Genomic DNA, 14,192 nt, shown 5'->3' with positions numbered 1-14,192 from the left:
TTTTTACAGCCCTCAGCTCGATTAAATGTTTTGATAAGGCTAAGCAAAAAATTCTAAAATCTAAGGACTTTTGAAAACTCGTACCTCAAACAATTCGAAAGTCCTTAGATTTTTTACGAATTTTTTACTAAGTCTTATATGCAAAATATTTAAAAGAGCTTCGTTATTGTAAAAATATGCTTGCGTATAAGTTGATTTTTAAGTTAGAAACCCTCATAAATATATAGAGCGTTCAATTAGAAACTCTATAGAGATGATAGAATTTCTAAACATTTTAACATAATTGTAGTATCCTTCATATTAATAATATAAATATTAATGTTTTTTGGAGGATTTTATGACTAGAAAGAAGTTTTGCATAGGTTGTATTTTACTCTCCTTTATATTTATAGTTACTATTTTTACGGGATGTGGTGGTAAGAAAGATAACAAGGCATTAGTTACAGTAAAATTGAACGAGGTAGCAAGGTCTGTATTTTATGCACCTATGTATGTGGCAATAAATAAGGGAATGTTTAAAGAACAGGGTATAAATATAGATCTAACAACAGGTCAGGGTGCAGAAGCTGCCATATCAAAAACACAAGAAGGCGCAATCCGTGAAATTACGTCTTCTTAATACTAGTATCACATCCAATAAGATTTATTTGTAAAACTTCATCTTTACCATACCATATTATATTTTTTATTAAAGAGTTTAAAAGCAATTTTTTACTGTCAATATCCATTGAAGCAAGGAACTTTTTAAAATCCAAAAGCTGATCTTTTATTGAATTTAAAAATTTCTTAGAACAGACAGTTGAATTTGTAGAAGTTGATAATTTAGTTATTTTATTTTCCAAATCCACATTTTCTTTTCTTATATCAGACATTTCTTTTTTTATTATTTGTAAAATATCTATATTGTCATCTAGAAGGGAGAATTTTTTAATCAAACCCTTAAGAATTTTGTTATTAGCATCAATCTTTTTTTTTAATCTAAGCATTTGTTTTTCTGATGCATCTTTGTTTACCTTATTTGACGGATCTGATTTATAAATACGTAAAAGTGCAGATATATCCAAATGCAAAAAATATTTTTCTACGTATTCTTCTGCCTTGTAGGCATTTAACATTTTATTTTTGCATCTGCTGCTGGCTCTATTTTTTAAGTTGCATCTGTAATAGCGTTCTAAGAAATCTTTCTTTTTATTGTAATGAGACCAGGAGGACATGCCTGAGCCGCATTCACCACAAATAATCATTCCTGAAAGCAAAAATTTTTTGCCAGTACCACAGCGAGGAGAAGATTTTTTCTTACTTTCTTCTAGTATATTGTGACACTTTACCCATATATCAGAACTGACAATGGCTTTATGTTTGCCAACAGATACAATCCATTTATCTATAGGGTTTTCTTTTTTACCTCCTGCTTTTTTATTGTATACCATAAGTCCATGCTTTCCATCAGGAATACCACAAGTTATAGCTCCTTTACTTTTAAACCAGCTAAATATTTTTTCATCTGCTGTACAGTATACAGGATTTAGTATTATTTGCTGTACAGTTCCACGAGAAAATTCTCCACCATTTTTACCTTTATACTCCTTTTTACAAAGATAACTTGCGGTAGAACTAAAGTTTTTTTTACTCAAATATAGGTTATAAATAAATTTTACAAGATTTATTTCAGCTGGTACACTGCTTAACTTAAACATTTTTTTCCCTTTACCATTAGAATTCGCATATTTTACAGGTTCAGATTTGAATCCAAGAGGTGGAGTACCTCCAAGCCACCTACCTGTTTTAGCAAGTTCCAGCATATTATCCCGTACTCTTTCTGCTATGGTTTCTCGTTCCAGCTGGGCAAATACTGCAGCTATGTTCATCATGGCCCTGCCCATAGCGGAAGATGTGTCAAACTGTTCTTTAATAGAGATGAAAGATACATTATATTTATTTAGAATTTCAAGAGTACCTGCAAAATCAGCTACATTTCTTGATATTCTATCAAGTCTGTAGCATATTAAGTGAGTAAATTTTCTCTTTTTTATATCTGATATTAATTTTTGAAATTGAGGTCTTTTAACATTAGAACCACTAAAGCCTTCATCTTCGTATACCATTATTTCCTCAATATTGTTATACATCCTGTTTAAATATTGCCGGCACATCTCTACCTGGTTTCCTATGGACTCACCTTTGTCTGTGAATTTTGATTTCCTTGAATATATGGCAGCTCTTATTATGATTATCACCCCCATCTATTTATATAATATTAATCACCTTTTAAAATTAATCTCATATTATGGTAAAAATGCTAAAAGGGGTATGGTTATGACCATAAAAGTTATAGTTAATTATCCAAAAACAAAAGAGGCTGTGGAAAAATTAAAGGTTGTTGAAGCTAAGATAGTACTTAATTATCTTAAAGGCATATTGAGTTTTGATGATTTAAATGAACTTATGGGAATGCTTGAAGAAGAAAATATTTAAGTATAAAAATTTATTTGAACTTATATAAAAAATACTCCAAAAGGTACCAACATTTTAGGAGGAACAGGTGCTGTAAGCAGTGAAATTGAAGATGAAGTTTCCAAACTTATGAGTAAATAAAAAGGAATTCTCTACTACGGTGTAATAATTGTAGTAGAGAATTTTTTTAGTTTTTCTATTGACAGAGCGTACATATTAATATATTGTATATATATGATATATACAATATACATGAAATACATAATTTAGGATAAGAGGTGATTAGTTGGATATCATCATAAGCAACTCCAGCGATAAGCCAATTTATGAACAAATATCAGCCCAAATAAAAAACATGATTATAAGTGGTTCCTTGCCTGAAGGATATGCCCTGCCAAGCATGAGACTTTTGGCTAAAGAACTGAGAATCAGTGTTATAACTACAAAACGTGCCTATACAGATTTAGAGAGAGATGGTTTTATTGAAACAGTAAAGGGAAAGGGAAGTTTTGTAGCAGGCAAGAATATGGAGATTATAAAAGAAGAACAGCTGCGCCTTGCAGAAGAACATTTACAAAAAGCTGTGGATCTTGCAAAGGTAAGCGGCATTAGATATGAGGAACTAGAAGATATTCTAAAATTATTATATAAAGGAGAATAATTATGGATGAAGCAATAAGTGTTAGGGGATTAAACAAAACTTATAAAAATTTTAGCTTGAAAAATGTTTCATTTTCTGTACCTAAAGGCAGTATCGTAGGATTTATAGGTGAGAATGGTGCAGGAAAAACTACTACATTAAAAGCTATTTTAAATTTGATTAGCAGGGAAAGTGGAGAGATAAAAATACTAGGTCGTGACAATATAAAAGATGAAAAGTATATAAAAGAACAGATAGGTGTAGTTTTTGATGAAAGTAATTTCCACGATACTTTAAATGCAAAAAACATTTCAAAATTTATGGCAAAGATTTATAAACAGTGGGACAGTAATCTTTTTTTCAATTATCTGGATAAATTTCAGGTACCTAAAGATAAGATTGTAAAAGAATTTTCAAGGGGAATGAAGATGAAATTGTGTATTGCTGTTGCACTGGCTCATAATCCCAAACTTCTGATTTTGGATGAAGCAACAGGAGGACTTGATCCTGTTGCCAGAGAAGAAATTCTTGATATATTTTTGGATTTTATTCAAGATGAAGAACATTCTATTTTGCTGTCATCCCATGTAACCAGCGACCTTGACAAGATAGCAGATTATATTACTTTTATTCACGAGGGGCAGATAGTTTTTAGTAAAAGCAAGGATGATTTGAGAGAAAATATGGGTATGTTGAAGTGTGGAGCTTCAGACTTTAATAATCTTTCTAAGGAAGAATTTATAAATTACAGAAAAAATCAATTTGGGTATGAGGTTTTAATAAATGACAAATATGATTTTATAAAGAAGCATCCAAAACTTGTGGTGGACAACACTTCTATAGAAGATGTCATGTTATTTTATATTAGGGGTGATAAATAATGAATGGGTTGATTTTAAAAGATTTATATAATTTAAAAAACAATGGCAAAAGTATAGTTTTTATACTTGTAGTGTTTAGCTTTGTATCTTTTTCACAGAATGATATAGGGTTTTTAACTGGCTATACAATACTTTTAGCAAGTATGCTTGTAATAAATACTATGTCATACGACAACACAGCAAAGTGGGACAAATATGCACTGACTATGCCAGTTACAAGAAAAGGTGTAGTCCTCTCAAAATATCTGGTTTCTATTATAGTAAGCCTTATAGGGGCAGCAATAGCGGTAGCTTTGTGTTTTGCCCAGGGAATTTATAGGCATAATTTAGATGCTATGGAAATATTAACAGTTACTGGAATTGTTCTCGCAATAGGATTTCTATTTATAAGTTTTATGTTACCTATTGTTTATAAGTTCGGAGTAGAGAAATCACGTATTTTCATATTTGTAATATTCATTATACCTTTTGCTGTAATAATGGTTGGAAGATCTAAATTTGCAAAATTAAAGCTTAGCCCTTTAGCTGTACAATATATGAACATTATTTTGCAGTATTTGCCTGTTATATTACTTTTAATAACAATTTTAATTATGGTAGTTTCCTATTCCATATCAGTAAAAGTATATAGTAATAAAGATATGTAAAATGTTTATTTATCCATTTTTATATATTGATATGATTTTAAAAGATATGTAGCAATTTTTATGACAGAGGGGTATCATGTTATTTTACATTAGGGGTGATAAGTAATGAATGGGTTGATTTTGAAAGATTTGTATAACTTAAAAAACGGTGGAGGATCTTTGCTTATTGCAATTGTGGTCTTTAGTTTAATATATTTTTTACAGGGCGATAATGATAATATGGAAGTTTGGAATGTATTTATAATACTTTTGGGAAGTATACTTGTTGTAAATACTATGTCCTACGACAATACAGCAAAGTGGGATAAATATGCACTTACCATGCCGGTTACAAGGAGAGATGTAGTCCTCTCAAAATATATGGTTTCCATCATTGTAATTTTTATGGGAGCAGTATTGGCAACAGCTCTGAGTTTTGCTCAGGGAATTAATAAACATAATTTAGATGTCATAAAAATATTTACAGTCAATGGAGCAGCCATGGCAGGCGGGCTTTTTTTTATAAGTGTTACGCTGCCTGTTATTTATGAATTTGGAGTGGAGAAATCACGTATTGTTATATTTTTAGTTTTTTTAGCACCTGCTGGCGTAGCTATTGGCAGCTCAAAATTAAGATTTTCCCCTTTAACTGTACAGTATATACATATTATTTTGCAGTATTTGCCTGTTGTATTACTTTTAATAACAATTTTAGCTATGCTGATTTCCTATTCCATATCTTTAAAAATATATAGCAATAAAGATATGTAAAAGAAATATTTTGCTACTATTTTGGAGGTGTAAGATAAATGGATTATAAAGATATATTGGTATTAGTTATTGTAATTGTCTTTATGTTATTTGGGGAAAAGCTTTTTCCAAACAATCCTTTGAGTGCGATGATCAATTATATAAAATGTCTATTTATCCATAAATCATAATATTTAATTAATGAAAAGATTAGTTTTTGCAGAAAAGACGAAAGAGAAATAATATGGATGTAATTAAAAAATACCAGGTGATTTTTACTGGTATTTTTTACATAATGTTATGATTGAATTTGTGTTTTCTTGTTTCTATATTCTTCTTCAGTTAGTTCTCCTCTGGCATACCTTTCATTAAGTATATTTAAGGCGTTATTGTTTCCAGACGGTTGGTTATTTGGCTTGCTTGATTGATGAAGGTAGCGTATAAGAGCCACAGCAGCTAAAGTTGTTAAGGCAATCATACATATCATCATAAGAAGTCCCCAGCCATATCCCATCATTCCATATCCATAATAACCCATCATTGATATCACCTTCGTTTTTTATTGAAAAATAGTTACTAATTTAATTATTTGAATCATATATAAAAATTATTCCTATGAATTTTTTGACATTTTTTATTGACAAGAAAAGAAAAATAACATATAAAGGAATTAGAAGTATAGAATACTGGTTATTAAAAACTCAACTTTTACAGTAACTATTAATTAAAACTTTGTATATCTGAAGGTTGAGTTAAAAAACAGGTGTTGAAAGGGGTAATAAAATGGAAGTTTTAGAATGTATTAGCGGCAAAAGAAGTGTTCGAGCATATACAGATGAAGTGATATCTAAAGAAACTATAACTAATCTTATAGAACTTGGAACAAAAGCTTCAACTGGATCAGGTCTTGAACCATGGGGATTTGTAGTTATTCAGGACAAAGAGGAAATAGATTCTTTATCTGAAGCTACAAAACAGTATTTATTGAACAATATGGAAAAATGTCCCTACTTAAGTCAATATGAAAGTTGGTTAAAGAATCCTAAATATAATATATTTAATAATGCAGGTACAGTACTAGTTATTTATGGAAATAAAGAATCTCACTGGCATGTTTATGACTGCAGTCTTGCAGCAGGAAATATTATGCTTGCAGCTCATAGTATGGGAATTGGAACTTGCTGGATTGGATTTGCAGAGGCTCTATTAAATACAAAAGAATTTAAAGAAAAACATGGGGTACCTGAGAAATATGAATTGGTTTCTACCATGAGCATGGGATATATGAAAACTAAAATGACTCCACCAGAAAGAAAAAAACCTTTAATATTTTCTAAGTAAAATTTATAGAGTTCCCAAACAAAAGTCAACTTATACTTGGGATATTTTTAATAATTAAAAATATCGAAGTGTAAGTTGATTTTTAAGTTAGAGAATATACACCAAAAATGGTGGAATTAATCTTAAGTTTTTCTTAAGACTTTCTTTAATATTACTTATCGAAATCACGGTATAATTTAGGTATATAGGAAATGAAGTTATACATTGACATATATATCATTAAATGATATGATTTATTTATAATATATCATTTAATGATATATTGATAAGGGGGGAGTTTTATTGAAGGTAAGTCAGATTTGTAAAATGCAATTCCTCAATCAAAAGTTTGAAGGGATGGATGTGTGAATGATTAAAAAGTGTATATCAGGTCTTCTTGTATCGCTTACTCTTGTCACTTATTCAGCTGTAACGCCTGTAAGTGCACAAGCAATTGATGGGACCGTAACAGATATAACTGCATCTAAAACTAGTTCGATTGTAGTAAAGATAAATGATAAGACAGTTACATTAGATCAAAAGCCATATGTGAATTCAAATTCAAAAGTTATGATGCCACTTATTCCAATACTTAAACAAATTAGAAGTGATGCTGTTTTACAGGTTAAAGGTAATAATATTACAATAAAAGGTTCTAATGTAAATGTTACATTTAAAAGTGGAGATGAGAAAGTAACTGCTAATGGTAAGGCTATTACACTGTCCACAATTCCAATAGTAAATTATGGACAAGTTTTTGTACCACTTGAGTTTTTTAGTGAAGCATTTAACCAATTAGTTGATTGGGACAGTACTACTCAGATAGTCAAAATATCTGATATGAAAAAAAATACTGAAGATAGCTTCAATAAGCAATTAGTTTATGCAAATGATAAAATAATTGCTGCAAAGTTGGATGATTATTTAACTGCCTTACAAAAATCAGATAACTTTCATGGAAGTGTTTTAGTTGCTAAAGATGGAAATATACTCTTAAATAGAGGGTATGGTATGGCAAACTTTGAACAAAATATTAAAAATACATCTCAGACTAGATTCTTGATAGGATCAATGACAAAACAATTTACAGCAATGGCAATAATGCAGCTTGAAGAAAAGGGACTCTTAAGTGAACAAGATAAACTTTCAAAGTACGTACCTGATTTTCCGCGTGGAGATGAAATAACTATCTATAATTTACTTACCCATACATCTGGTATTAAAAGTTTAAATGAGATGCCTGGATTTTTGAATATGAAGCCTGAAGACTTACAAAATATAAATACTGCAATTAACTTTTTTAAGAATAAACCTCTTGATTTTAAACCAGGCACTCAATTTGAATATTCTAATTCGGGATATTTATTGCTTGGATATATAGTTGAAAAAGTAAGTGGAATGAATTATGAAAATTATTTAAATAAGAATATATTTAAACCACTAAATATGAATGATACAGGAATTGGCTATATAGGAAAAGAAAAAATGTATAATTCAAGTGGATATCAAGGATATTTGGATGTAACACCAATAAGTGATGAAATTATAGTTGATGGTGTACACGGAGCAGGCAATTTATATTCTACTACAGAAGATTTATATAGGTGGAATATGGCACTTGATACAGAAAAACTTGTAAGCAAGAAAACTATGGACAAAATATTTTCAAAGTATGTTGAAATGGCAAAAGGAAGCGGCATCTACTATGGATATGGCTGGATGATAGCTGATGGAGATAATGGTCATGAAGTTTTTCATGATGGAAATGTACTTGGATTTACAAGCAATATAGCAAGGTATACAGATAAAGGCTTAAGTATAATCATACTTACAAATTCAGGATACTATACGATAAATCCACTTACATATGCTCTTTCAAATATAGCACTTGGAAAAAATAACTATAGTATGCCTAAAGCAAAGAATGTTATAAAACTTGATGATAGTATATTAAATAAATATGTAGGTAAATATAAATCTACGGATATGGGAAATATTTCAATAACAAATGAAGGGGGACACCTTTATTATTCAGCAGATGGAACAAATCAAAAATACGAGCTTTTTGCTGAATCTCAAGATAAATTCTTTATGAGAATTTTATATGGAGATACTACATTTGATAAAAATTCAGATGGACAAGTCACAGGTATTACCATTAACATACCTGGTTATGGAATGCAGTATCATGGTGATAAAATTAATTAAAAATTAAACTTAACAAAAATAAAGTAATATAGTATTTTGCATTAGTAAGGCTGTTGATAAAATATTTTGTCAGCAGCTTTTTGAATTTTAGATTTTCATATGTCTGCGTATAAGTTAATTTTTAAGTTAGAAAATCCTATATTTAAAATAGCTTTTATACTATAATGAAAATGTAGAATAAAGGAAAAAATAATATATTATGAAAATGGGGGAATTAATTGTGAAAGATTTAGAAAGTATACTTGATTATTATAAGAATGAATTAAAATGGGATCCGCCTTTTGCTAAAGCTCTATCTAAGTATTGCCCTGATGGATTAAAAGGTTATTTAACCATGCGTGAATCGGTTCAAGAAGGACATTTACCTAAAAAAACAAGAGAATTAATTTTTGCTATATTGGATAGTTTAGATGATGAAGTAAGTGGTGCAAAGTCACATGCCGTTGCTGCCATAGAAGCAGGATTGACTATGGAAGAATTAGTAGAAGCATTTGTGATTGTAACTATTGTTAAAGGTATTAATGTTTTATGTAAAGCAGGCGTGGAGGCAATAAACGCAGCAGAGAAAAGGTTTGAAGAAATAAACTCCATAAAGGAAGATGAAAAATAGGACAAGTACCACAAAAGCACTTTAAACCATGTAAGTATAATGGATTAAAGTACTTTTTTAGTATAAACTCTGAAGATTGAAAGATAATTAGAAAAGTTTTAGACAAATTCTTTATTTTTGAATAGTTTTCTTCCTATGAAATAAGCACCTAGCAAATATATAATAGATACTCCATTTACAATCAGCAAAGATATTAGCGATATATTGTTAGCTCTAAACTTCTCCATAAGACCAAGTACTCCTATGGGAGAAAAATTACTTGTGATTGTAAGTCTGTCTGAAACAGTTAAAAATATGGAACTTACAATGCCTATAGCTATACTGATTGTCGTGTTTTTAAAAAACAAAGATATTATTCCTATGATTAATCCAAATGAAGCAACTGGAATTATTGCAGATAAATAAATTAATACAATTTTTTCTAAACCATCAAAACTCAATTTAAAAACAAAGGCACTTATGGTAAATCCCAATATCAATGTCAAAATAACTACTAGTGCTGAATAAAAGATAATAATAAGTACTTTAGATTTAAATACATCAACGTGGTCTTTAGTTAATCTTGCAAAGTATTTCATATTTCCACTAAAAAAATCTTCACCAAAGATTCCAACTGAAAATACAGTCATGAAAAATGCGAAGTAGGGTACGACTGTTCTAAATATAAATTCTGTCCTGAATTGTTTTAAAAAAATTACACTGTTCATATTTAAAATGTCCATTTTAAGCTGATTGCTGTATTTACGTGTTATAGGTGTATTATTTATTATATGTCCTTTATCTAAATTTATAAGATAACATATTGCTGCAATCATGAATATCAAGAATCCTATAAGTATATATAAATTTTTAGAATGCAGCATTTTGATGATTTCATTCTTAAAAAGTTTGAGTATCAATGTATCAGCTCCTTTTTGTTGAATAACTTAAAGTTTAAAATTACAAGAACTACAATGTATATTAAAAATAATATTATAGAAAATTTATCAGTTTGATTTTTTAAAAGGCATTCCCATAAGAATCTTCGTGGAGTTATATTTCCAATTGCTTTGGGAATAAAGTCCGACATTACAATTAAAAGAAATACGAGTAATGATATTATAGTGCTGTTTTTAGATAGTATAGAAATTAAAACATATATAAATAGTACTGGCATTAGCGCAGTTAAAAACAACAATCCCATTTTTATATTTAAAAGTAAATTAATATGTACTGAATCTTTGAAAATATAGATTACATTTAAAATAGCAAATGTAAAAATTATCATAATGCCTGTTATTAAAATAAGAGAAACTATTTTGCATAAAAGTACTTTTGCTTTGCCTTTATAAATTACAACAAATTTCATGCAGCCAGATTCATAATCACTTGTAATCATATCGGAAGCTATTGGTGCTAAAATTATGGGAAGCATAAATATAAGTGAAGACATATCACTATAAAGCAAGCTGTGAAAAGTAACTATTCCTGCGGTTTTATCTGCAAATATTACATCATTTAATAAAATGAATATAAATATGATACCTCCATATATTGATATTTTTAAAGGAGTAAAAAATTTTATGAATTCATTTTTAATCATATTAAAGTCCTACTGCTTTCATAAAATAATCTTCTAAAGAGTTACTACTATTAAGCAGATTTTTCATAGAATCTTCAATAATTATTCTGCCTTTATTTATCATTGCAACTCTATTACATATATTTTGTACTTCATTTAAAATGTGAGAACAGTATATGAAAGTTGTATCATTTTCCCTAGCTAATTTGTTAATTAAATTTCTCATATCTCTTACTCCTTCCGGGTCAAGGCCATTAGTTGGTTCATCTAATATTACAATTTTGGGCTTTGATAAAAATGCTCTTGCCACTGCAAGCCTCTGCTTCATTCCCATAGAATAATTGCTTACTTTTTTATCTTTATCATCCATTAATTTTACTAATTCCAAAACCTCATAAACTCTTTCTTTGCTTAGATTCAGGACATTTGCATAGAGCATTAAATTTTTATATCCAGATAAGTTGTTGTAAAAGCTTGGATAGTCTATCATAGCTCCTATATCTGAAGGATTGTTTTCTCCATTTTTAAATACATTTTTGCCATCTATGAAGACTTCACCACTTGAAGGTTTTAGTAAACGTAAAATAGTTTTTATAGTTGTTGTTTTTCCAGCTCCATTTGGACCTATAAAACCATAGATGTCTCCTTTGAATACCTTTATATTGATGTTGTCAATTACTTTTTTATTTTTATAATATTTACTTAAATTTTTTACTTCTAAAATTGGTTCCATTTTTTATCCTTTCTTAAAAGATTAATTTTTAGTTTGCAAACCTAAACATCCATTACATATTAACAGGTATTAGTGCATATTTTATGTATTAGTCCAAAGAGGATGTCCTGAATTCATAAATAGCAGAAGCTGATACGGTTAAGATTAAAAAATTTACGTTAAAGAAAAAGACACCCTAGTTAGGATGTCCCATGTATATTCTTAATCCATAATTCCTGTATAAACATATTGTCCTCAACGGATGTATTTATAAATACATTATTGTATTTTGTATCTATAGTATCTTTTAAGATATATAAGCCAAGGCCTCTTCCATCTCCTTTAGTTGAAAAACCTTTTTCATATATTTTGTGTATCACTGGTTTTGTATTCCCAAAGTTATTGTGAACTGCTATAACTACATAATCCTTTTTTACACAAATGCAGAAATATAGCTTAGGCAAATCACATTTCATAGATGCTTCTATTGCATTATCCAAAAGTATTCCAAGTATCCTGCATAAATCCATTATGTTCATATATATTTGAGATATATCTTCTACTATTTCTACTTTTATATTTATTCTTGAGGATAATGCTTTTATTAGTTTTGTAGAAATCAGGGCCTTTAAAGGCAGTATCTTAATATGTTTTAACTTATCTATATTTGTGTTATTCCACTTTATATCTTTGTCTATGTTGAGTACATTATCATAAAAGAAATCCTTGAGATCATTGACATTAGAAGTATCTATATATTCCTTAAGAGGAATAAGCATATTTATGTAATCATGCTTGAATTTTCTCGTTTCACTGTACATTTCTTCAACTACATGTGCATATTCTTCTATTCTATATTTTTCTTCAATTTCTCTTTTTAAATCAATTTCAATTTTTAAACTCTTGTCATAATTATAAATTATTATAAGTATGAGTATTATTGAAATAAGAGGAATTCCAAGAGGAAGATAGCATTCAGTTATAAAATATATTCCAAAATAATTTACTGAATCTACCAGAGGATAAATAAAGAATATACTTAAAGCTATAGGAATACTTATAGTTAGAATCATTCTATATCTTATTTGCTGTAGTGAAGTTTTTCTTGATTTTCTAAGTTTACATGGAATATGCTTTTTAATTATATATATTAAAAGTGTAAAAAATAGAATAATTATGAGTTCAACAATGTAATTTTTAAAAGATATTGTTTTATAAACATCTAATTTTAAAATTCCATTATACATGATGTTAATAAAGTATATTGTAAAAATGGTTATGAGTATTTCTATAGTACTTTTGATGTCTTTACTATTTTTTAATAAAAATATTATTAGTATTGTAAAGATAGGGAGTATTATGGTATATGAACCAGTTTGAAGCACCATTCCAATTATAAAAGATATGACAAAGTACTTTTTCATTACATTTAAGGTAACTTTATCTTTAAATAATATGTATATTGAAATACAACATAATAAACTAATTTGCAGTGAAGGGAAGATCACGTCTGTAAAAAGCTTACTTATAGGGAATTTTTTGATAATCATTTTATAAGGCCTCTCTTGTATCTAAAAGAAACAAAACATTCTTCTCCATTTACCATAATGATTTTGTTATTTTTCAGATCTATTTCATCAATCTTGTTTTTATTTACAATATAGGACTTATGGCACCTGTAAAAGTTTGAAGTTAGTTTTTGCTCCATATCTTTAAGATTTCCATAAAACTCTATTTGTCTATTTTCCTCATGTACCCTTATCTTATGGGGGGTACTGCTTGTCTCAATAAATAGGATATCAGACAGCTTTATATTTATTATTCTAGAATCTTCATTTACTTTAATATATCCTTCACTAAGATTTTCTCTAGTATAAATGTTATAAGCCTTCATAAGACAACTTGTTACCCGTGCTTTAAAATCATCTTCGTCTTTAGCAACATAGTCCATTGCTTCAACTTTGTATTTAAAGACAAGATAGCTCATTTCCATATGGATAGTTGTAAATATTATGAATCCAAAGGGGTCTAAGTCCCTTATCTTTTCACCAAGCTTTATTCCATTCATATTACTTTTTAAATCAACATCCAGAAAGTAAATTCCAGTTGCTGTATGATCTTCTACATACTTTAATAGCTCTATTGGGCTGTCAGTGCAGATGGATATATGCAAATCTAAAGATTCCCTCAAAATAGTGTTTTCAATAATTTGTTTAATTTTATCTCTATAAGATTTATTGTCGTCACAAATAAATATTTCCAGCATACAATACCTCGCTTATTCACAAATGATAATATAATTATATCATTATTTGTGAATTAATTATTGATTGCCTCATTAGGTACTATGGATAGTATCTAGGGGGAAATTTTTTTTGAGATCATTTTTTTATATGATCTGAAAAGTTTAAATTTAGAAATAAATATAAT

At 28.8% G+C, this 14,192-nt stretch carries 16 protein-coding genes; 9 read left to right on the top strand and 7 right to left on the bottom strand.

The genetic code is table 11. The annotated features are described in order from the left end of the window. Window positions 1-337 precede the first annotated feature (337 nt). A complete protein-coding gene (locus CLAU_RS06890) occupies window positions 338-619 on the top strand; it encodes an ABC transporter substrate-binding protein (RefSeq protein ID WP_023162249.1) in 282 nt (93 codons plus the stop codon). Here the strand turns inward: CLAU_RS06890 and CLAU_RS06885 are convergent. After that, a complete protein-coding gene (locus CLAU_RS06885; RefSeq protein ID WP_023162248.1) occupies window positions 606-2,243 on the bottom strand; it encodes a recombinase family protein in 1,638 nt (545 codons plus the stop codon). The genes CLAU_RS06890 and CLAU_RS06885 overlap by 14 nt on opposite strands. A 73-nt stretch (window positions 2,244-2,316) precedes the next feature. On the opposite strand from CLAU_RS06885, the gene CLAU_RS20705 reads away from it, so the two are divergent. The 5 genes from CLAU_RS20705 (at window position 2,317) to CLAU_RS06865 (ending at window position 5,372) form a co-directional block, all read left to right on the top strand. Beyond that, entirely contained in the window at window positions 2,317-2,475 is a 159-nt protein-coding gene (locus CLAU_RS20705; RefSeq protein ID WP_023162247.1) for a hypothetical protein, read from the top strand. A gap of 265 nt (window positions 2,476-2,740) precedes the next feature. Continuing rightward, window positions 2,741-3,115 carry a GntR family transcriptional regulator gene (locus CLAU_RS06880; RefSeq protein ID WP_013240153.1) on the top strand — a complete coding sequence of 125 codons (375 nt, stop codon included), beginning with the start codon at window positions 2,741-2,743 and terminating at the stop codon, window positions 3,113-3,115. A gap of 2 nt (window positions 3,116-3,117) precedes the next feature. Further along, window positions 3,118-3,975: an ABC transporter ATP-binding protein gene (locus CLAU_RS06875; protein ID WP_023162246.1), complete on the top strand. Its 858-nt coding sequence runs from the start codon at window positions 3,118-3,120 to the stop codon at window positions 3,973-3,975. Next, the gene (locus CLAU_RS06870) at window positions 3,975-4,622 is read left to right on the top strand and encodes an ABC-2 transporter permease (RefSeq protein WP_023162245.1); all 648 of its coding nucleotides are present in this window, start codon (window positions 3,975-3,977) and stop codon (window positions 4,620-4,622) included. Before CLAU_RS06875 ends, CLAU_RS06870 begins: the two co-directional genes overlap by 1 nt. A gap of 105 nt (window positions 4,623-4,727) precedes the next feature. Continuing rightward, on the top strand, window positions 4,728-5,372 hold the full coding sequence (locus CLAU_RS06865) for an ABC-2 transporter permease (RefSeq protein WP_023162244.1): 645 nt from the start codon (window positions 4,728-4,730) through the stop codon (window positions 5,370-5,372). 277 nt (window positions 5,373-5,649) lie between these two features. Here CLAU_RS06865 and CLAU_RS06860 read toward each other — a convergent pair whose 3' ends face one another. Next, window positions 5,650-5,892 (bottom strand): SHOCT domain-containing protein, encoded by a 243-nt coding sequence (locus CLAU_RS06860; RefSeq protein ID WP_023162242.1) that lies wholly within the window; start codon window positions 5,890-5,892, stop codon window positions 5,650-5,652. A 242-nt stretch (window positions 5,893-6,134) separates the two neighbouring features. On the opposite strand from CLAU_RS06860, the gene CLAU_RS06855 reads away from it, so the two are divergent. The 3 genes from CLAU_RS06855 (at window position 6,135) to CLAU_RS06845 (ending at window position 9,489) form a co-directional block, all read left to right on the top strand. Next, entirely contained in the window at window positions 6,135-6,692 is a 558-nt protein-coding gene (locus tag CLAU_RS06855; protein ID WP_023162241.1) for a nitroreductase family protein, read from the top strand. 348 nt (window positions 6,693-7,040) lie between these two features. After that, window positions 7,041-8,879 (top strand): serine hydrolase, encoded by a 1,839-nt coding sequence (locus tag CLAU_RS06850; RefSeq protein WP_023162240.1) that lies wholly within the window; start codon window positions 7,041-7,043, stop codon window positions 8,877-8,879. 220 nt (window positions 8,880-9,099) lie between these two features. Further along, window positions 9,100-9,489 carry a carboxymuconolactone decarboxylase family protein gene (locus CLAU_RS06845; protein WP_013240146.1) on the top strand — a complete coding sequence of 130 codons (390 nt, stop codon included), beginning with the start codon at window positions 9,100-9,102 and terminating at the stop codon, window positions 9,487-9,489. Window positions 9,490-9,587: 98 nt separating this feature from the next. Here the strand turns inward: CLAU_RS06845 and CLAU_RS06840 are convergent, their stop codons facing one another. The 5 genes from CLAU_RS06840 to CLAU_RS06820 form a co-directional block, all read right to left on the bottom strand. After that, window positions 9,588-10,388: an ABC transporter permease gene (locus tag CLAU_RS06840; RefSeq protein WP_023162239.1), complete on the bottom strand. Its 801-nt coding sequence runs from the start codon at window positions 10,386-10,388 to the stop codon at window positions 9,588-9,590. Then, a complete protein-coding gene (locus CLAU_RS06835; protein ID WP_013240144.1) occupies window positions 10,385-11,071 on the bottom strand; it encodes a hypothetical protein in 687 nt (228 codons plus the stop codon). Before CLAU_RS06835 ends, CLAU_RS06840 begins: the two co-directional genes overlap by 4 nt. 1 nt (window position 11,072) lies before the next feature. Continuing rightward, on the bottom strand, window positions 11,073-11,783 hold the full coding sequence (locus CLAU_RS06830) for an ABC transporter ATP-binding protein (protein WP_013240143.1): 711 nt from the start codon (window positions 11,781-11,783) through the stop codon (window positions 11,073-11,075). Window positions 11,784-11,962: 179 nt separating this feature from the next. Continuing rightward, complete coding sequence (locus CLAU_RS06825; RefSeq protein WP_023162238.1) at window positions 11,963-13,312, bottom strand: sensor histidine kinase; 1,350 nt, start codon at window positions 13,310-13,312, stop codon at window positions 11,963-11,965. Further along, window positions 13,309-14,028 (bottom strand): LytR/AlgR family response regulator transcription factor, encoded by a 720-nt coding sequence (locus CLAU_RS06820; RefSeq protein WP_013240141.1) that lies wholly within the window; start codon window positions 14,026-14,028, stop codon window positions 13,309-13,311. The genes CLAU_RS06825 and CLAU_RS06820 overlap by 4 nt, the downstream gene beginning before the upstream one ends. Window positions 14,029-14,192 lie beyond the last annotated feature (164 nt).

The organism is Clostridium autoethanogenum DSM 10061, from assembly GCF_001484725.1.
Taxonomy (GTDB): domain Bacteria; phylum Bacillota; class Clostridia; order Clostridiales; family Clostridiaceae; genus Clostridium_B; species Clostridium_B ljungdahlii.
This window is presented reverse-complemented; position numbering and strand designations above follow the sequence as displayed.